22 protein-coding genes and 1 tRNA gene are annotated in these 18,302 nt (G+C 64.2%); 7 read left to right on the top strand and 16 right to left on the bottom strand.

The features are described 5' to 3' along the window. From BKY26_RS11990 to BKY26_RS11970, 5 genes are all read right to left on the bottom strand, one after another. The coding region (locus tag BKY26_RS11990) for a ribonuclease E/G (RefSeq protein ID WP_193600187.1) at positions 1-551 on the bottom strand (551 nt) is incomplete at its 3' end. Next, positions 548-1,123 (bottom strand): Maf family protein, encoded by a 576-nt coding sequence (locus BKY26_RS11985; protein ID WP_071690631.1) that lies wholly within the window; start codon positions 1,121-1,123, stop codon positions 548-550. The genes BKY26_RS11985 and BKY26_RS11990, both read right to left, overlap by 4 nt. Before the next feature lie 7 nt (positions 1,124-1,130). Next, positions 1,131-1,349 (bottom strand): translation initiation factor IF-1, encoded by a 219-nt coding sequence (gene infA / locus BKY26_RS11980; protein WP_008186030.1) that lies wholly within the window; start codon positions 1,347-1,349, stop codon positions 1,131-1,133. 85 nt (positions 1,350-1,434) lie between these two features. Then, on the bottom strand, positions 1,435-2,304 hold the full coding sequence (locus BKY26_RS11975; protein ID WP_071690630.1) for a carbon-nitrogen hydrolase family protein: 870 nt from the start codon (positions 2,302-2,304) through the stop codon (positions 1,435-1,437). Between the two features lie 65 nt (positions 2,305-2,369). Next, the gene (locus BKY26_RS11970; RefSeq protein ID WP_071690629.1) at positions 2,370-2,642 is read right to left on the bottom strand and encodes a DUF4242 domain-containing protein; all 273 of its coding nucleotides are present in this window, start codon (positions 2,640-2,642) and stop codon (positions 2,370-2,372) included. 151 nt (positions 2,643-2,793) lie between these two features. Between BKY26_RS11970 and BKY26_RS11965 the strand changes: the two genes are divergently transcribed. Next, the gene (locus BKY26_RS11965; protein ID WP_071690628.1) at positions 2,794-3,492 is read left to right on the top strand and encodes a winged helix-turn-helix transcriptional regulator; all 699 of its coding nucleotides are present in this window, start codon (positions 2,794-2,796) and stop codon (positions 3,490-3,492) included. On the opposite strand, the gene BKY26_RS11960 is transcribed toward BKY26_RS11965, so the two are convergent. From BKY26_RS11960 to BKY26_RS20415, 9 genes are all read right to left on the bottom strand, one after another. After that, positions 3,489-4,073: a GNAT family N-acetyltransferase gene (locus BKY26_RS11960; RefSeq protein ID WP_071690627.1), complete on the bottom strand. Its 585-nt coding sequence runs from the start codon at positions 4,071-4,073 to the stop codon at positions 3,489-3,491. The two genes, BKY26_RS11965 and BKY26_RS11960, sit on opposite strands and share 4 nt — an antisense overlap. Further along, positions 4,070-4,468, bottom strand: a complete 399-nt coding sequence (locus tag BKY26_RS11955) for a ketosteroid isomerase-related protein (RefSeq protein WP_071690626.1) — start codon at positions 4,466-4,468, stop codon at positions 4,070-4,072. The genes BKY26_RS11960 and BKY26_RS11955 overlap by 4 nt, the downstream gene beginning before the upstream one ends. Next, complete coding sequence (locus BKY26_RS11950; protein WP_371931221.1) at positions 4,465-4,866, bottom strand: arsenate-mycothiol transferase ArsC; 402 nt, start codon at positions 4,864-4,866, stop codon at positions 4,465-4,467. Before BKY26_RS11950 ends, BKY26_RS11955 begins: the two co-directional genes overlap by 4 nt. A 68-nt stretch (positions 4,867-4,934) precedes the next feature. Next, entirely contained in the window at positions 4,935-5,417 is a 483-nt protein-coding gene (locus tag BKY26_RS11945) for a UPF0262 family protein (protein WP_071690624.1), read from the bottom strand. Then, entirely contained in the window at positions 5,414-6,727 is a 1,314-nt protein-coding gene (gene hisD, locus BKY26_RS11940; protein ID WP_071690623.1) for a histidinol dehydrogenase, read from the bottom strand. The genes BKY26_RS11945 and hisD overlap by 4 nt, the downstream gene beginning before the upstream one ends. A gap of 92 nt (positions 6,728-6,819) precedes the next feature. Continuing rightward, a complete protein-coding gene (locus tag BKY26_RS11935) occupies positions 6,820-7,317 on the bottom strand; it encodes a GNAT family N-acetyltransferase (protein WP_071690622.1) in 498 nt (165 codons plus the stop codon). Continuing rightward, positions 7,314-7,784 (bottom strand): DUF2948 family protein, encoded by a 471-nt coding sequence (locus BKY26_RS11930; RefSeq protein WP_071690621.1) that lies wholly within the window; start codon positions 7,782-7,784, stop codon positions 7,314-7,316. Before BKY26_RS11930 ends, BKY26_RS11935 begins: the two co-directional genes overlap by 4 nt. After that, positions 7,777-9,048 carry a UDP-N-acetylglucosamine 1-carboxyvinyltransferase gene (gene murA, locus BKY26_RS11925; protein ID WP_071690620.1) on the bottom strand — a complete coding sequence of 424 codons (1,272 nt, stop codon included), beginning with the start codon at positions 9,046-9,048 and terminating at the stop codon, positions 7,777-7,779. The genes BKY26_RS11930 and murA overlap by 8 nt, the downstream gene beginning before the upstream one ends. A 36-nt stretch (positions 9,049-9,084) precedes the next feature. Further along, positions 9,085-9,258 carry a hypothetical protein gene (locus tag BKY26_RS20415; RefSeq protein ID WP_169829066.1) on the bottom strand — a complete coding sequence of 58 codons (174 nt, stop codon included), beginning with the start codon at positions 9,256-9,258 and terminating at the stop codon, positions 9,085-9,087. A 91-nt stretch (positions 9,259-9,349) separates the two neighbouring features. Between BKY26_RS20415 and BKY26_RS11920 the strand changes: the two genes are divergently transcribed. Next, a tRNA-Thr gene (locus BKY26_RS11920) sits at positions 9,350-9,424 on the top strand. Positions 9,425-9,583: 159 nt separating this feature from the next. Here BKY26_RS11920 and BKY26_RS11915 read toward each other — a convergent pair. Beyond that, positions 9,584-9,898, bottom strand: coding sequence for a hypothetical protein (locus BKY26_RS11915; protein WP_071690619.1), 315 nt, complete (start codon positions 9,896-9,898; stop codon positions 9,584-9,586). Between the two features lie 286 nt (positions 9,899-10,184). Next, positions 10,185-11,807 (bottom strand): ABC transporter substrate-binding protein, encoded by a 1,623-nt coding sequence (locus BKY26_RS11910; RefSeq protein WP_071690618.1) that lies wholly within the window; start codon positions 11,805-11,807, stop codon positions 10,185-10,187. A 251-nt stretch (positions 11,808-12,058) separates the two neighbouring features. Here BKY26_RS11910 and BKY26_RS11905 point away from each other — a divergent pair, with 251 nt between their 5' ends. The 5 genes from BKY26_RS11905 (at position 12,059) to BKY26_RS11885 (ending at position 18,289) form a co-directional block, all read left to right on the top strand. Next, entirely contained in the window at positions 12,059-14,476 is a 2,418-nt protein-coding gene (locus BKY26_RS11905) for a GcvT family protein (protein WP_071690617.1), read from the top strand. Next, positions 14,473-16,023: a trimethylamine methyltransferase family protein gene (locus BKY26_RS11900; protein WP_071690616.1), complete on the top strand. Its 1,551-nt coding sequence runs from the start codon at positions 14,473-14,475 to the stop codon at positions 16,021-16,023. Before BKY26_RS11905 ends, BKY26_RS11900 begins: the two co-directional genes overlap by 4 nt. Positions 16,024-16,085: 62 nt before the next feature. Continuing rightward, positions 16,086-16,763, top strand: a complete 678-nt coding sequence (locus BKY26_RS11895; protein WP_071690615.1) for a TetR/AcrR family transcriptional regulator — start codon at positions 16,086-16,088, stop codon at positions 16,761-16,763. Next, the gene (locus BKY26_RS11890) at positions 16,760-18,010 is read left to right on the top strand and encodes a sarcosine oxidase subunit beta family protein (protein ID WP_071690614.1); all 1,251 of its coding nucleotides are present in this window, start codon (positions 16,760-16,762) and stop codon (positions 18,008-18,010) included. Before BKY26_RS11895 ends, BKY26_RS11890 begins: the two co-directional genes overlap by 4 nt. Before the next feature lie 12 nt (positions 18,011-18,022). Continuing rightward, positions 18,023-18,289, top strand: coding sequence for a sarcosine oxidase subunit delta (locus tag BKY26_RS11885; RefSeq protein WP_071690613.1), 267 nt, complete (start codon positions 18,023-18,025; stop codon positions 18,287-18,289). The last annotated feature ends 13 nt before the right edge of the window (positions 18,290-18,302 follow it).

Genomic DNA, 18,302 nt, shown 5'->3' with positions numbered 1-18,302 from the left:
CCCGCCAGATCGGCGGTGACAGCTTCGGCAAGATCCCGCATCGCGGTGATGTCCTCGGCCAGTGCGTCCTCGTCCACCTCATCGGCGGCGCTGCGCAGGATCAGGCCGAAAGCTTCCGGCGCGCCCGCCATGGCCTCATGGGCGATTTCCAGCAGCCTGTCGCGTTCGGCTTCATCCCTGATCGAGCGGGCGATGTTCAGCCCGGGCGCGTCCGGTGTGACGATGGCGTAACGTGATTTGAACAGCAGGCGCGTGGTGACGGGCGTGGCCTTGCCATCCGCGCCCATGCCGGTGACCTGCACCAGAAGCGGCTGACCGGGGGATAACCCCTTGCCCTGCCGCAGAAACGCGGTCTGACCGTCGGGAAGGCGCAGCATCATGCCACCCTGCCCTTTCAGGGGCCGGTCACACACCCCGCGCAGGATCGCGCCTATCCCCGGCGGGCCGTCCTCGGGCGGGTCAATCAGCAGATCCTGCAACTTCCCATCCACCATCAAAGCGGCGGCAGGGCGGTCGTTCAGGGTGTCGAGCAGGACGATGCGGCCTTTCATGAGCGTCTCCAGACCGGCCAGCCAGCGGCCGTCAGCAAATGCGCCGTTTCCGGCAGGGGCAGGCCCATGATGGCGTGAAAGCTGCCGCTGATCCACGGGATGAACGCGCCTGCGGGGCCTTGAATGGAATAGCCGCCCGCCTTGCCGCGCCAGTCTTCGCTGGCGAGATAGGCGTTCAGTTCGGCGTCCGACAGGCGCTTCATCTGGACCCGGCTTTCGACGGTCCGCGCCCAGAGCTTTTCCCCGCGACGCACGGCGACCGAGGTATAGACCCGGTGGCGGCGACCAGAGAGCGCCGTCAGGAATTCGGCGGCTTCCCCCGCATCGGCGGGCTTGCCCATGATCCGGCGGCCCATGGCGACGGTGGTATCGGCGCAGAGTACGATGTCATCGGGGTCAGCCGTGACCGCCAAAGCCTTTTCCCGCGCGACGCGTTCCACGTAAGGGCGTGGCAGCTCGCCGGGCCGGGGGTCTTCGTCGATATCGGGGGGCAGAATCGCGTCGGGCTGAACGCCCAAGACCCCCAACAGCTCCAGCCGCCGGGGGCTTCCCGATCCGAGAACAAGTCGCATGAAGCGATTACTTGAAGCGGTAGTTGATCCGACCCTTGGTCAGATCATAGGGGGTCATCTCGACCTGCACCTTGTCGCCAGCCAGAACACGGATGCGGTTTTTCCGCATCTTGCCTGCCGTGTGCGCGATGATCGTATGGCCGTTTTCCAGCTCGACCAGGAATGTCGCGTTCGGCAGGAGTTCCTTCACGACACCGGGGAATTCGAGCAGTTCTTCCTTGGCCATGGTCTCTCCTATAGTGGTTATCCGCGTCAAATGCGCGGAAGTGGCGGTTAAATGCGCCTGATCGCCGGGTTTTTCAAGGCGAATCTCACTTTCGTGCCGGAACTTGCCGGGGTGTGACCGTTTCGAGCCCCTCTGGCCAGTGAGAGAAATTGCCGACCTGCCCGGTCAGGCGCGGCGCGGCGATGGCGGCGGGATCGACCTCGATGGTCACCGGGCCGGGCTGATCGGTCTCGCCCTGGGCCAGAATCCCGTCCGATGGCAATCCGTGATCGGGCGGGCAGAAAAAGCCCGCGCGGCCCGTGGACCGGTCGATGATCTCGCAACCGGGCACCTCGCCCACCAGCGGGGCCTGCACGACGAGGCACTGGTTTTCGATGGCCCGTGCACGGCAGGACTGGCGCACACGGGTCTGCCCGGCGGGGAAGTCGGTGCAGGAGGGGACGACGATGAATTCCGCCCCGGCCTCGCATAGCGCACGGGCCTGAAGGGGGAATTCGCTGTCATAGCAAATCAGCAGGCCGATCTTGCCAAGCGCGGTGTCAAAGACGCGCAGATCGTCGCCGGGGATCAGGCCCATCTCCTCGCGTTCATAGGGCAGCAGCAGGCGTTTGTCCTGATGATCGACGCTGCCATCGGGGGCAATCAGCCAGCTGCGGTTGACCACACCCCTGTCGGTCTGCACGGGACCGGACCCCGCCACGATATGGCAGCCGTGCATCTGCGCCATGTGCCGGAACTGGTTGACCCAGTCGCCCGCCCGTTCCGCCGCCAGATCGCGCCATTCGGTGACGGTGGCAGTTGGCGGTCCGGCGATCAGCGCCGCCTCCATCGCCGCGTATTCGGGGAAAACGACCAGATCGGCTGCGGCGTCCTTTAGAATGCGTTCCAGCTTGATCTCATGCGAGACCCAGCCGGGATGGCGGTCGCAACGATAGGAAACGGCGGCGATTTTCATGGCGACGGCTCCGGCTTCGGGGTATCCCGCCTGCTATAGCCGGAGCCGCCTGCCTCAGGAAGAGGTCAGTTCGCCGTGGTGGGGTCGATCACCGCGGTGATTTCCGTAATGGTATTGGCGGGAAAGCCGCTAAGCTCGGAATGCTCACGGATCGCGGCTTCATCCTCGGCGAGGTAAACGCAGAAGGTCTTGTCGCCGGCAACGTAGGAATGCTGCCATTGGACACGACCGGGCAGCTTGGCCAGCGCCGCGTTCGAGGTCTGAGCCGCGCCGCACAGTTCTTCGCCGCTCATAACGCCGATGCCGGGCACATCGCGTTCGATCACGTATTTCTTCATGGGTCCGTCCTTTCGCTGTTGGTGTGGCCAGCCTTTCAGAGCCAGCCGTCGCGCGACCAGTTCAGAAGGTGAATCGACCCGGTACAGTTTCTGAACTGGCCTGATCCGTTCCAGTCCCGTTAGGGTTGAGCAGGTAAAAGGAGATGCCGACATGACCCAGCACAGCTATAACCAGTTCTGCCCTGTCGCCATGGCCTCCGAGATCCTCGGCAGCCGCTGGACCATTGTCCTGCTGCGAGAGCTTTGCACAGGATCGACGCGATTCAACGATCTGCGCCGGGGCGTACCTCGCATGTCGCCCGCGCTGCTGTCGAAGCGGCTGAAAGAGCTTGAGGATCAGGGAGTGGTGGAGCGGCGGCTGGTGCGTAAGACGCCCGAAACCTTCGAATACGTTCTGACCGAGGCGGGGCGAGAGCTGCGCGAGGTGATCATGGCCATCGGGGCATGGGGGCAGAAATGGGTGGAAACCGCGCCCTCGCTGGAGAAGGCCGACCCCGGCCTTCTGATGTGGGACATGCGGCGCAACCTGCGGGTGGACCTGATGCCGCCACGCCGGGTGGTGGTCCATTTCATCTATAAAGACCTGCCCAAGGCGTCTGGACACTGGTGGATGCTGACCGATCCGGACAAAGGGGCCGACCTGTGTTCGGAAGATCCGGGGTTCGACGTGGATCTCTATGTACGGTGCGATCTCAAGACCATGACGGCGATCTGGATGGGAATCGACACGGTGGCCCGAGCGGTCGATGAGGACCGGCTGCTGCTGGTGGGCGATGCGGATGTGATCGCGGGGATGCAGGATTGGCTGGGGCTGAGCCCGTTCGCCCCGATTGAAAAGCGCGCTTCCTAGAGCGGCTTCATCCAGAATTGCAGGGGTTTTTCGGTCTCCGCCGCGTCCCCGAGGTCTTTCCACGCGAAACGGGCGATGGCTCCCGGTACGGGAATGTAGCCGCGTTTGCGCCAAAAGGCATCGTGCGGGCGGTAATCGGCGGGCCGGGCCGGATGGTCGACCGGACGCTGGACCCCGCAGAAAGCGGAGTGGGTGAGGCCAAGGCTGCGGCCATGATCCTCGCGCGCATCGAAAAAGGCGTGGCCTGCGCCCTGCCCGCGATAGCCCGGTAAAAGGACGGATTCGGCGCAGTAGAAGATGTCTGACATCGGCACGTCGATGCCTGCCAGCGCGCTTCCGAAATCGTCGTCATGATCCGTCAGCGGCATGCCTGTCGCCGCGCCGACCATCCGGCCCCCGTCGAAGGCGCCCACCACGATGGCGCGGGGGTTGGTGTAAAGCTCCAGGTACCGCCGCTCATAGGCAAGGTCGCCGTCATAGAGATAGGGCCAGTCGCGGAAGACCGCGATGCGCAGGCGGGCGAGGTCATCGAGCACCTGCCCCACATCCGCACCGATGAAGCTGCGGAAGGTCAGGCTCATGCCGAGACCTGGGCCGTCCAGTCCGCGAGGTTGTAATAGGTCACGACGCGGGAAATCTTGCCGCCTTCCAGCGAAAAGAACGTGCCGGCGGGCAGGACGTAGGTTTGCCCCTTCGCCTCGGGCAGGCCCTCATCCGTCGCAAGGTATTCGCCGTTCACGGTAAACTCCGCCGCCGCGCGGGTGCCGTCCTGAGAGATCATGACCACGATATCGGTCAGGCGTTCGCGGTAGCAGCGGCTCATATGGGCGCAGAAATCGCGGAACTTGTCCGTGCCGATGCGCACCCCGCCCTCGTTCACGTGATGGGCCACATCGGGCGTCAGGCAGGCAATCATGCCCTCGGTGTCGCCTGCGTTGAAGGCGGCGTAATAGGCGTCGATGGTGGCGCGGCTCATTCCTGTTCCTCCGTTGGTGGACCGAACCGGTCCTGCATCCGCTTGATCAGCATGTCCCGTGTCTGGCGATAGGCGTCGAGCTTGGACTCGCGGTTGTTGCCGATCCCCGAGGGATCGAGGATCTGCCAGTGTTCCACGTTGACATGGAAATGCCGGGTCAGTTCCTGCGCCCGGCGCAGGCTGGCAGGGGACAGCGCGATGATGAGGTCGAACCCCGACAGGTCATCGCCCCATTGTTCCATTTCGTCGAAACTGCGGGATCGGTGGCTTTCCAGCTCCACCCCCAGTTCGGCGCAGACAGCGATGGCGAAGCCGTCGATTTCCAGATCGTTATGCACGCCCGCCGACTGCACATAGGCGCGGTGGCCGTAGAATCGTTTCATGAGGCCTTCGGCCATGGGGGATCGGATTGCGTTATGGTCGCAACAGAACAGGACGGAATGGGGGAAGTCCTGCGCCACGCCGCTCACCCGCCGAAATGCAGAACGCAGACAAGGGTGAAGAGGCGCCGCGCGGTGTCGTGATCGACTTCGGCCTTGCCCTCCAGCCGTTCCTGAAGCACGCGGGCCCCTTCGTTGTGGATGCCGCGGCGGGCCATGTCGATCGCCTCGATCTGGCTGGGGGGCAGCTTTTTGACCGCGTCGTAATAGCTTTCGCAGATCTGCCAGTAGTCCTTGACCACCTGCCGGAACGGGGACAGCGACAGGTGGAACTCCGCCGCGTCTTCGCCTGCCTCGGTGTCCACGTCGAAGACCAGCCGCCGCTCGCGGATCGCCAGACCCAGCCTGTAAGGCGCGGCAGGCACCTCGCGCCCGTCGCGGTCCGGCAGGGTGAAGCTGTTGTCTTCCAGCAGGTCGAAAATGGCGACCTTGCGTTCCTGTTCGATCTCGGGCGTGGGCGCGGGCAGGCCGCTGTCGTCAATCTCGATATGACAGATGTCGGTACTCATTCCCCTGCCCCTTCATTCAATCGGTCGAGCCGCGCCCGTACTGAAAGACCATGTGCCTCAAGGCTTTCGGATTTGGCAAGCGTTTCCGCCGCCGGGCCGATGGCCTTCAGCGCCTCGGGTGTCATCCTGGCAATGGTTGTGCGCTTGAGGAAGTCCATGACCGACAGGCCGGAAGAGAACCGCGCAGAGCGGGCCGTGGGCAGCACATGGTTGGGACCCCCGACATAATCGCCGATGGCCTCGGGCGTCCATTGACCGAGGAAGAGCGCACCGGCATGGGTGATCTCTTCGGCCAGCGCCTCGGGGTCGGCCACGCAAAGCTCCAGATGTTCGGGCGCGACGCGGTTGGACAGCCGTGCCGCCTCGCTCAGATCATCCACAGTGATCACCGCGCCATAGTCGCGCCAGCTGGCCCCGGCGATGGCGGCACGCTCCAGCGTTTCAAGGCGCTTGTCCACGGCCTCGGCCACGGCACGCCCGAAGGTAGCGTCATCGGTGATCAGGATGGATTGCGCGCTTTCATCATGCTCGGCCTGGCTGAGAAGGTCGAGCGCGATCCAGTCGGGGTCATTGTCCTTGTCGGCGATCACCAGAATCTCGGAAGGGCCCGCGATCATGTCGATGCCGACCTTGCCGAAAACCCGGCGCTTGGCGGCGGCGACGAAGGCATTGCCGGGGCCGGTGATCTTGTCGACAGGCTGAATGGTTCCGGTACCATAGGCCATGGCGGCCACGGCCTGTGCCCCGCCGATGCGGTAGACGGTATCCACGCCAGAGAGCCGCGCGGCCAGCAGCACCAGCGGGTTGGCCTTGGCGTCTGGCGTGGGCGCGCAGATGACCAGCCGTTCCACCCCCGCGACCTGCGCGGGGATCGCGTTCATCAGGACTGACGAAGGGTAAGAGGCGAGGCCACCGGGCACATAGAGGCCCGCGGCAGACACCGGCGTCCAGCGCCAGCCAAGGGTTGCGCCATCAGGGTCGGTCCAGCGCGCATCCTCTGGCATCTGGCGGACGTGATAGGCGCGGATGCGTTCTGCCGCCAGTTCCAGCGCCGTGCGGTCTGCTGCGGGCACCTCGGCGATGGCGGCGTCAATCTCCTCTTGTGTAAAGGCCAGCGTCTCGGGCGTCAGGTCCATCCGGTCGAACCGTGAGGTCAGCTCGATCACCGCCGCATCCCCGCGCGCCCTGACATCCGCGATGATGCCTGCCACGATGTCATCGACCTCGGGCGCGTCCTCGCGTTTCATGTTCAAAAGCGCTTCGAACCGATCCGAAAAATCGGCGTCTCGGGTGCTGAGGAACTGGGGCATCTTGCGGCTCTCCTGACTGGCCGGGACGGGATATCGCTTAGGCGCAGGGGGGACAAGCGTTGCTTGGCCGCATGGGGAAGCTGCCGACGAGGTTACAGGTCTTTCTGCATCCGGGAGACCTCCAGCAGCTTGCCATTTCGGGCGAGCGCCCGCGGCTCACCCCCGACATCGCGGAACCCGGCGGCATAGTAGAACCGCCGAGCAGCGACGTTTCCCTCGGCGACCGACAGGACCAGGCGCGTCATCCCCTGTTGCTTTGCCGCGTGGCTGGCGGCCTTGAGCAGGCGGCGCGCGATGTTCCGGCCCCGGTACGGGGCCTGTACATAGACCGCCGTGACACCCCCCTGCCCCGGTCCGTCCGCGTCCAGCGCGGTGGACCCGACAAGCGCCGTACCGACAAACGCCCCGAAGATCGTGCCGCTTTCCAACCGATCCGCAAAGTCGGACAGGGGGCGGCCTGCCCAGTCATCATGGGTCGATCCATAGGCTTCCGGGTGGTTGGCCAGTGCCTCCAGCCGCAGGTCGCGCCAAAGCGCGGCGTCCCCGGCCCGTAGACGCCGGATGCGCACACGCCGGGGCCAAAGGCTCATTCCCCGTGGTCCGGCACCTTGCGCGAGGGCGCCACATAGGGGCGTGTGACATCGCGCAAGGTGACGTCGATGCATTCCACATCGACCGCCACCGCGCCGTCCCCTGCCAGCACCAGCGTGATCCGCCCGGTGCCATCTTCACCCGCTGCCCAATCGAGCGCCAGAAGCGACAGCACGGTTTCCGGGTCGCCCCGGTCGATGCCCTGCGAGGCCACGGCCAGCGCGTCGTCGATCACCAGCACCGACTGCACCCGTTCCGGCGGGTGTTCGCGGATGCGCGACCCCTCTTCCCACCGGAAGCGATTGAGAAGCATTGCAAAGCGGCGCTTCTTGCGGTCCCAGGTCATCTCGGTGATCGGGAAGATCGCATCCTGAATGAGGGCGGAGACGACTTTCAGATCATCCGCATCGAGCGCCTTCAGACGCAGCGGCCCCTCGCCGCCATCCTCGAACCTGGCATCAGCCATCGCCATGCACCCGTTCGATATGCGCCCCGCAGGCGCGCAGTTTCTCTTCCACCCGCTCGTAACCCCGGTCGAGGTGATAGACCCGGTTCACCACGGTTTCGCCCTCGGCGGCCAGTGCCGCGAGGATCAGCGACACCGACGCGCGCAGATCGGTCGCCATCACCGGCGCGCCACGCAGCCGGTCCACCCCGGTCACCGTGGCATGCCCCCCCTGCACGTCGATCTGCGCCCCCATCCGCACCAGTTCCGGCGCATGCATGAAGCGGTTCTCGAAGATCTTCTCTTCCAGCACCGACGTGCCCTCGGCGGTGCACATCAGCGCCATCATCTGCGCCTGCAAGTCGGTGGGGAAGCCGGGGAACGGCTCTGTCACCACATCGACGGCTCTCACCCGGCCATTGGCGCGGCGCACCTTCAGGCCACGGTCGGTTTCATCGACCTCAATCCCCGCCTCGTTGAGCTTCGCCGTAAAGCTTTCCACGAGGCTGAGCTTGCCGCCAAGCAATTCCACCTCGCCGCCGGTGATCGCGGGGGCCAGCATATAGGTGCCCAGTTCAATCCGGTCCGTGACAACCGGATGGGTCGCGCCATGCAGACGGTCCACGCCCTGAATTTCGATGGTGGAGGTGCCTTCCCCGTCGATCTGCGCGCCCATGGCCCGCAGACATTCGACTAGATCGACGATCTCAGGCTCGCGTGCGGCGTTCTTCAAAACCGTGGTGCCCTTGGCCAGCGTCGCAGCCATCACCACGTTTTCGGTCGCGCCCACGCTGGCAAAACGCAGCTCATGCACCGCGCCTTTCAGACCGCCGGGGGCCTTGGCGTGCAGATAGCCGTCGCGCAGTTCGATCTCGGCCCCCAAAGCCTCTAGCGCCGTGATGTGAATATCCATGGGCCGTGCGCCAATGGCACAGCCGCCGGGCAACGACACCTCCGCCTGACCGTGCCGCGCCAGAAGCGGGCCGAGCACAAGGTTCGAGGCGCGCATCTTCCGCACGATGTCATAATGCGCCAAATGGTTGTCGGCCCCGTGCGAGGACATGGCGATGACCTTGCCGTCATTCATCGCCGTCACTTCGGCACCAAGCGAGCGCAAAAGCTCCGTCATGGTGCGGATATCCGACAGGCGCGGCGCATTGGTCAGCGTCAGCGGTTCTTCGCTCAGCAGCGTCGCTGGCATGAGCGTGAGACAGGCATTCTTTGCGCCCGCAATGGGAATCGCGCCGTTCAGCTCGGTTCCGCCCTTGATAATGATCCGATCCAATGCCTTGCCTCTCTGATTATGTCCGGGGCCGTCCGGTCATTCCGGCTGGCCCTTGTCCTGCTCCGCCCCCGACGCAGCCCGCGCCCGCGCCTGCGCCTTGCGCCTGCCCATATTGGCCTTGAGCGCCGCTTTCAGCCGGTCTTCGCGGCTTTGCGGCGCTTTTTTCGGGGCGGTTTGCCCTGCTTTCACTGGGGGTTTCTCGGTGCTCATGGCCCCTTCCTTACTACCAAGGCGAAAAAGGGTCCAGATTGCCCTTGCACCATGCTTCGATTGAGTCTAATTCACCGCCCACACGAAGCGGGCCGCAGTAGCTCAGTGGTAGAGCGCGTCATTGGTAATGACGAGGTCGGGAGTTCAATCCTCCCCTGCGGCACCATCTCGCTTCCTGAACCCGAAATCCCCCTAAGCATCTATACAAGGGAAGGATCATTCGGGAGGTCCATACACATAATTCGGGCCATATCACAGCGGTTCCGAAACTGCCGATCCGAGCATAGTCCGGCGCAAGCAATGAATCGCCGTTTATTTATATATTTCAATGACTTGATGGATTTTTCAGGGGGGCAATTCTCTCCTCCAGCCGTCCCTTTGGTGGGATGGAACTTGCAATGCGCGCCTGACGCACGATCTTGTCGTGTTCCAGCTTTTCGATTCTGAGTTCACAGCCACTGACAACGGACGCGCCGATTGCTTCACCGATCTGTCCCGGCATGATTTCCACCTGCGGGCCAAGGTCTTCGAGCTGCTTCCTGGGCACCTTATTGTCCTTATGTGCGAGAGCGAGGTTCATGTTCCAAAGGTCCCGCAACATGGCCTTGGCCAAATCGAATGGCCCATGGGCAGGCTTCATCTTCTAGAGGGTTGCTGCAAAGCTATCTTCCAAGCTTGGCATCGGAACCGAACGACCTTGAGGCCACGCAACCGTCAAAGCATTGTCACCGAGGCCGCAAGCCAGAAAGCCTCGTGTCGGAAAGCTATCGTATAAACACGTTTCGGGCAGCCCTTGCAGGACATGGAAGCTCGGGCAGGAATTCAGGACGCGATTCACTGAACAGGTCAGCCACAGCCCAGGTCTTGCAGCCGGGCGACCGGACCACCAGAAACGCGACCCGGTCGATCTGTTGGCTGACTGTCGGTCAGCCGATCATATGAATGTCATGCACCGCAATCTCGTAGAACGGGTGCACGTCGACATTGGCGAAACGCCCGTTGGAGTGGTTGAAAACCGACCGCCAGTAGGGTTGGATCATCACGCCTTCTTCCTGCATGATCTGCTGAATCCGGGTCATGATCTCTCGCCGTGCGTCGGCATCGGCCACGGCCATGGCCTGATCAAGCAGCGCATCGAACTCCGCATTCGCAAAACCCGATTCATTCCAGGGCACGCCCGACTTATAGGCCAGCGCCAGCACCTGAACGCCAAGCGGGCGGGGGCCCCATTCCGTTGCCGAGAACGGATATTCCGTCCAACCGTTCCAGAAGGTCGCGCCGGGCATGATGCGGCGTTCCACCGTTATGCCCGCGTCGCGCATCTGGGCCGCGACGGCGGAACAGGTGTTGGACTGCCATTCGGTGTCGAGAGAGATCAGTTCAAACACCGTATCCGCGTGACCCGCTTCGGTCAGCAGGGCCATGGCCCCTTCGGGATCGGCCTGAAGCGGCGGCAATTCGGCATATTCCGGGTGGATCGGGCAGACATGGTGGTTCTCGCCAAGAAGGCCCAGGCCGCCAATGCCCAGTTGAAGGATGGTCGAATTATCCACCGCCATCTGCAACGCCCGGCGCACGTCGCGATTGTCGAAGGGGGCAGAGTTCTGATTGAACCGCACCGCAAGCGTGTTGGCTGTAACGGCTTCCGTCGAGGTCCAGCCGATGGAATCGAAGGCAGCGACATAGTCGGAATCGGTGCGGTAGGTCAGGTCGATATCCTCCGCATCTGCCGAGGCGAGGACCGCCGCCATGTCGGTGCCGAGGTCGATGAACTCGATCCGGTCCAGCCAGCCGCCCTCGCGCCAGTAATCATGATCTGGGTTGCGCTCCAGCACCTGCAGCACGCCAACCTCGTTGTGCGCGGGCAGGTAGGCCCCTGTTCCAACAGGATTTTCCGAAGGGTCGCCGCCGGTGTAGCTGGTATGGACAAGAGCCGCCGGATAGTCCGACAAGGCCGCCATGATCGCGATGTCCGGGCGTTGCAGGTTCAATTGAAGGGTGTGGTCGTCGACAACCACCACCGCGCCTTCGGCGAGCTGGTTGGTCTCGGCATCCTGCAAGGCCCCGACGCGGGTGGCCATCGAATTGCCCTCGACTGAGCTGTCGGCCCATCGTTCAAGGTTGAAGGCCACGTCGGACGCGGTGAAGGGATCGCCATTGTTCCAGCTGACCCCCTGTCTCAGATGCAGGGTGTATTGGGTAGCATCCTCGTTGGCCTCCCAGCTTTCGCACAGCGCGCCTGTGACGGTGCCGTCACGGTTGAACTGGGTCAGGTAGTCCAGCCAGCCACGGCAGAAATTGGCATATTCCGTCCAGTCCCACAGGCGCGGATCCTTCAGCGCCTTGGTTTCCATGTTCACCCGCAGGGTGCCGCCCCGCATGGCTTGCGCATGGGCCGGGGCGGGCATGGTCAGCCCGATCATCGTATAGGCTGCGGTGGCCGATACGCCGAGCATCGTCGCGCGGCTCAGGAATTCGCGGCGACTGAGCTGCCCGGCCTCATACTCTTGGGCGTAGAGCGCTGCGACGGGGTGCGTCTTGCGGGTCATTGACTGGGATCTCCCTTGTTGAACGGGGTGTCGTGATTCTGTGGACACAACTGTCCATAGAATTTTCCATCCCCGCGATGCCGTCAATCTCTTTCAGAGACGCTTTGGAAAACCGTTATAAAACAGACTCCTAGAGAGGGTTCGGGTTGGCTTTTCGGCAAGAGCAAGCCTCTTGACGAACGAATCTAGACAGTGTTGTCTAGAGAAACGGGCACCGGTTTTGGCAGCCGATTTCTGCAAGGGAGAAGAAGATGAAATCTCACTACAGGGCCGTGATCATCGGCGGTGGCGTCGTCGGGGCTTCGGTGCTTTACCACCTCGCGAAATTCGGCTGGAAAGATGTCTGCCTGATCGAACGCAAAGCGCTGACGGCGGGGTCCAGCTGGCACGCGGCGGGGGGGTTCCACGCGCTGAACGCGGACCCGAATATTGCCGCGCTGCAGGCCTATACCATCGACCTGCTGACCGAAATCGAGAAGGAATCAGGCCAATCGGTTGGAATGCACATGACCGGCGGCATGACGCTGGCGGGGACGCCCGACCGGTGGGAATGGCTGCAATCGGCCTATCGTACCTTCCAGTCCATCGGGATCGAGGATTGCCGCCTGATCACCCCCGAAGAGGCAGGCGAGTTGTGCCCGATCATGTCCACGGATGGCATCCTTGGCGGCATGTGGGCCGACCGGGAGGGCTATGTCGATACCACCGGCACGGTCCACGCCTACGCAGGCGCGGCGCGCAAGCGCGGGGCCGAGGTGATCGAGAACAACCGGGTGCTGGAGCTGCAGGAAATCCCGGAAGGCTGGCGGGTGGTGACCGAGAAGGGCACGATCACCTGCGAACATGTGGTCAACGCGGCGGGGCTCTGGGCCAAGCAGGTGGGCCGCATGGCGGGGATCGAACTGCCGGTCAGCCCGCTCAACCACCACTACCTGATCTCCGACACGATCCCGGAGCTTGAGACGCTGGATTTCGAAGTGCCGATGACGGTGGACCTGGAGGGCTTCACCTATATGCGGCAGGACCAGAAGGGCATTCTTCTGGGAATTTACGAGATCAATCATGATCACTGGATGATGGATGGCGCGCCGTGGGAATACGGGTTCGAACTGCAGCAGGAAGACCCGGACCGGATCGAGCATGAACTGACGCTCGGCTTTGAACGTTACCCCGCGCTGCAGCATGTGGGCGTCAAGACCTGGGTGAACGGGGCGTTTACCTTCAGCCCCGACGGCAACCCGCTGGTCGGTCCGGTGCGCGGCAAGCGCAATTACTGGTGCGCCTGCGCGGTGATGGCGGGCTTCCTGCAAGGCGGCGGTGTCGGCAAGTCGCTGGCGGAATGGATGATACATGGCGAGTCGGAGGCCGATGTCTTTGGCATGGATGTGGCCCGCTATGGCGACTACGCGCAGAACAAGCGGTTCATCAAGGAAACCACTGGCCAGTTCTACACCCGCCGCTTCGTGATGACTTACCCGAACGAGCAACTTCCTGCGGGCCGTCCGTTGAAAATGGCCCCGGCCCATGATGCGATGACGGCGGCAGGGGCGCGGTGGGGCGCGAGTTACGGGCTGGAGCTGCCGCTATATTTCGCACCTGACGGGTTCGAGGAAACGCCTACCCTCAAACGTTCCAACGCCTTCCCCATCGTGGCCGAGGAATGCCGCGCGGTGCGCGAGGCCGCTGGCCTGCTGGACATATCGGCCTTCTCTCGCTTCGAGGTGACGGGGAAAGGTGCCGAGGCCTGGCTTGATCACATCATGGCGTCGAAACTGCCCGCCCCGGGCCGCGCGCGACTGGCCCCGATGCTGAGCGAAACGGGCAAGCTCAAGGGTGACCTAACGGTGTTCAACTGGGGCGATGGCAGCTGGTGGATCATGGGCAGCTACTACTTGCGCGAATGGCACATGCGGTGGTTCACCGACCACATGGGCGCGGATGTGAGCGTGGCCGATATCTCCGACGCGACGATTGGCTTCTCGCTCTCCGGCCCCAACAGCCTGAAGATTCTGGAACGGCTCACCGATGGACCCGTCGCCGACCTGCCCTTCATGGGTTGCGGATCGTTCGATGTCGGGTTGGTGCGTGCGAAGATCGGGCGGCTCTCGGTCGCGGGGGAGCTTGGGTATGAGATCCACTGTTCCGCCGCCGATCACATCGCGCTGCGCCGGGCCTTGCTGGAGGCAGGCGACGGGCTCGGGTTGCGCGAGGTCGGGTTCAACGCGCTGCTGAGCCTGCGGTTGGAAAAGAGCTTCGGCATCTGGTCGGCGGAGTTTACCCAAGGGTACACGCCCGGCATGACTGGCATGGATCGCTGGATTGCCTGGGACAAGGGCGATTTCGTCGGCCGCGCGGCGGCTTTGGCAGAGCGCGATGCGGGGTCCCGACAGGTGATCGTCACGCTGGAGGTCGATGCGACCGACGCGGATGCCAGCGGCTATGAACCGGTGTGGCAGGACGGCAAGCGCGTCGGCTTCGTCACCTCCGGCGGATACGGGCACACGGTTGGAAAATCGCTGGCCATGGCTCTGGTGGATCAGGATGCGGCTGCGGAGGGTACAGACCTGTCTGTTCATATCGTCGGGCAGGAGTGCAAGGCGACGGTCATCGCGCCATCGCCCTATGATCCGTCGGGCGGCGCAATGCGCGGGCAAAGGGCCGGGTCATGACTGGGCTGGTCGAAACCGGTGGTCGGCGGAAGCGGCGGCGGGGCGGCGAGGCGGGCGCCCCGGCGGGGCGCATCCGCCAGTATCGCCAGCTGAAGAACCCCTTCCCGGCGATCCCTGCCGTCAGCGAGGACCGGGTCGAGGCCATTCACCAGACCGCCCTGCGGGTACTGGAGGAGCTTGGCATCAAGGTTCTGCTGCCCGAGGCGCGGGCGCTCTACAAGGCGGGCGGCGCGCGTGTCGACGAGACCACCGAGATGGTCTTCATCGGGCGCGACATGGTCGAGGCGGCGCTGACCTCGGCCCCGCGCGGCTTCCGCCTGCATGGCGCTGTTCCCGAGCGTGATCTTCAGATGGAGCTTGGCACCCTCAGCTTCCAATCCGGCGCGGGGGCGCCGAACGTGACCGACCGCCTTCGGGGGCGCAGGCCGGGGGCGCTGTCGGATGTGATCGAACTGACCAAGATCGTCCAGCATTTCGACGCGATCCAGATGCTGTCGCCCGGGGTGGAGCCGCAGGACGTGGACATTTCGCTGCGCCACTATGCGTTCACCCGCACGCAACTGACCCTGTCGGACAAGATCCCCTTCGTCTTTTCGCGCGGGACCGGGCAGGCGGAGGATTGCTTTGAAATGTTACGCGACTTCCGGGACCTGTCGGATGAGGACTTCCTGACCCGCGCCCACTGTTACACCATCATCAACACCAACTCGCCGCGCCAGATCGACATTCCCATGGCGCAGGGGCTGATCGACTTCGCCCGCCATGGGCAACCCGCGATCGTCACGCCCTTCTGCCTGATGGGGGCCATGGCCCCGGTGACGGTGGCGGGCGCGGTGACGCTGAGCCACGCGGAGGCGATGGCCGCGATCACCCTGACGCAGCTGGCCCGCCCCGGTGCGCCGGTCATGTACGGGGCGTTTGCGTCCAATGTCGACATGAAGTCCGGCGCACCCGCCTTCGGCACGCCGGAACAGGTCAAGGCCAGCCTGCTATCAGGCCAGATGGCGCGCCACCTTGGCCTGCCTTGGCGCAACGCGGCTGGCTGCGCGGCCAATGTGAACGACGCGCAGGCCGCCCATGAAACGCAGATGAGCCTGTGGGGCGCGGTGCTGGCCGGCGCCACGGTCGTGATCCACGCGGCGGGCTGGATCGAGGGGGGGCTGTCCGTCTCGATGGAAAAGCTTATCACCGACATGGAGGCCGTTCAGGTCATCGCCGAACTGTGCAGCGGCACGCCCGCCGGGGATGCCGATATCGCCTGGGACGCGCTGGCCGAGGTGCAGCCGGGCGGGCATTTCTTCGGCTGCGCCCATACGATGGAGCGCTATGCCACGGCCTTCTACGAGCCGCTCGTCGCCGACTGGTCGAATTTCGGCACCTTCACCGAACGCGGATCGCGGGACGCGAACACTCGGGCCACGGATGTCTGGCAGAAGATCGTCGAAGATCACCAGCCGCCAGACAGTGCCACGCCCGACCGGGTCGCGGCGCTCGATGCCTTCATCGCCCGCCGCACAGCCGAAGGTGGCGCACTACCGGTCAGCTAGCCCCCTCGCAATTCCTCATGCCGCGCGATAGCCTCAGGCAAACGCACAGATGGACCAGATACTTGACCGAGAAACCACGGACCGCACCCCATGACCCCCGTCCTGTCGCCCATACCAAGGTGACGCGCGAAGATTGGCTGAATGTCGCCCGCGACATCCTGATCAGTGACGGGGTGGACAGCGTGAAGGTACTGACCATCGGCAATCGGCTGGAGGTCTCTCGGTCCTCTTTCTACTGGTACTTCAAAAGCCGTCAGGACCTGCTGAACCAGCTGCTTGCGGAATGGGAGCGCACCAATACCGGCATCATGGTGGCCCATTGCCGGATGCCCGCCAAGACGATCACGGCTGCTGTCAACAACTTCTTCCGCTGCATCGTCGATCCCGACGGGTTCAATCATCAGCTCGATTTCGCGGTGCGCGAATGGGCGCGGCGCGATGGCAAGGTGCGCCGGGTGATCGACCGCTCCGACACCGCGCGCCATGCCGCGATTGCCGAGATGTTCATCCGCCACGGCTACGACCCCGCCGAGGCCGATATCCGCGCCCGCGTGCTCTATTATCAGCAGATTGGATATTACGCGCTGGAACTGGCCGAGACACTGGAAGAACGCCTGCCGCGCCTCGCGGGCTATCTCTATTGCTTCACCGGGGTCCGCCCCAGCGCGGAGGAAGTCGAAGAGTTCATCCGCTTTAGCCGCAGTTTTGCCGAGCGTTCGACGGAGCGCCCCCTGTCATGACCCGGTATTCCGCCCTTTCCCTGCTGCGCGAGGGGCTGCGGGGCCACAGAGGCTGGCAACCCGCCTGGCGCAAGGCGCGGCCCAAACCGGCCTATGACGCGATCATCATCGGCGGTGGCGGGCATGGGCTGGCCACGGCCTATTACCTGGCCCGGAACCACGGGATGACGCGCGTTGCTGTGCTGGAACGGGGCTGGATCGGGGGCGGCAATACCGGGCGCAACACCACGGCCGTTCGCTCGAACTACTTCTACCCGGAAAGCGTGGCGCTCTACGATCTGGCGCTGAGGCTTTACGAAGGCCTCTCGCAGGAGCTGAACTACAACGTCATGCTCTCGCAGCGCGGCATGCTGATCGCAGCCCATACGCCTGCCCAGATGGAGATCTGCGCGCGCATCGCCAATGCGATGAAGCTGAACGGCGTGGATGGCGAACTGATGGGCGCGGACGAGGCGTTGCAGCGCATTCCTCTCCTGAACCAGACCACGGACGCGCGCTATAAATGCATGGGCGGCATCTGGCAGGGCCGCGCCGGAATTGCGCGCCATGATGCGGTGGCCTGGGGCTATGCGCGCGGCGCGTCGGATCGGGGCGTCGACATTATCGAGAATTGCACTGTGGAGAGCCTGCTGATCGAGGGCGGGCGGATCACCGGCGTGGAAACCAGCCTTGGCACCATCCGCGCGGATCGGGTCGGCGTGGCCGCCGCTGGCGCGACCCCCGGCATCGTGGCCGAAGCGGGTGTTCGCCTGCCCATCCATACCTACGCGCTGCAGGCCTTCGTGTCGGAACCGGTGAAACCCTGTCTCGACACGGTGCTGCTTTACCTTGGCACCGGCACCTATGTCAGCCAGTCCGACAAGGGCGAAATGGTCTTCGGCGGCGGGCTCGACCGGGTGCCGACCCATGGGCAGAAAGGCAACCTGCCCGCGCAGGAGGTTGTGATTTCCGGCCTGCTGGAAATGTTCCCGGCCTTCGGGCAACTGAAACTGCTGCGCCAATGGGCGGGCGTGGTGGACGTGGTCCCCGACAGCTCTCCCGTCATCGGCCCGGTTGGGCCGGAGGGGCTTTTCATCAACTGCGGGTGGGGCACAGGCGGGTTCAAGGCGATCCCGGCGGGGGGCTGGCTGCTGGCGCATCTGATGGCCACGGGCCAGCACCACGAGATCAGCCGCCCCTTCGATCTGGACCGGTTCGCGCGCGGGCGGCTGATTGACGAAGCCGCAGGCGCCGGGATTTCGCATTAGGGGGGCGAGACGATGCAGATATTCACCTGCCCCTTCTGCGGGCCACGCGAGGAAACCGAGTTCCACTTCGCCGCCGAGGCGTGCAAGCACCGCCCGGAACCGGCTGAAGAGGTCAGCGATGCGGACTGGTCCGATTACCTCTACCTGAACGACGCCCCCAAGGGTGTTGCGCGAGAGGTCTGGGTGCACGCAACCTGCGGCGAGTTCTTCGTGATGACCCGCGACACGGTCACGCGGGAAATCACGGACGTGACGGCCCTGCTGGGGAGGGACGAATGAGCGGCTGGCGTCT

This window comes from Nioella sediminis (genome assembly GCF_001879695.1).
GTDB lineage: Bacteria > Pseudomonadota > Alphaproteobacteria > Rhodobacterales > Rhodobacteraceae > Nioella > Nioella sediminis.
The sequence above is the reverse complement of the archived record's forward strand: the minus strand, read 5'-3'. Positions and strand labels throughout refer to the sequence as shown.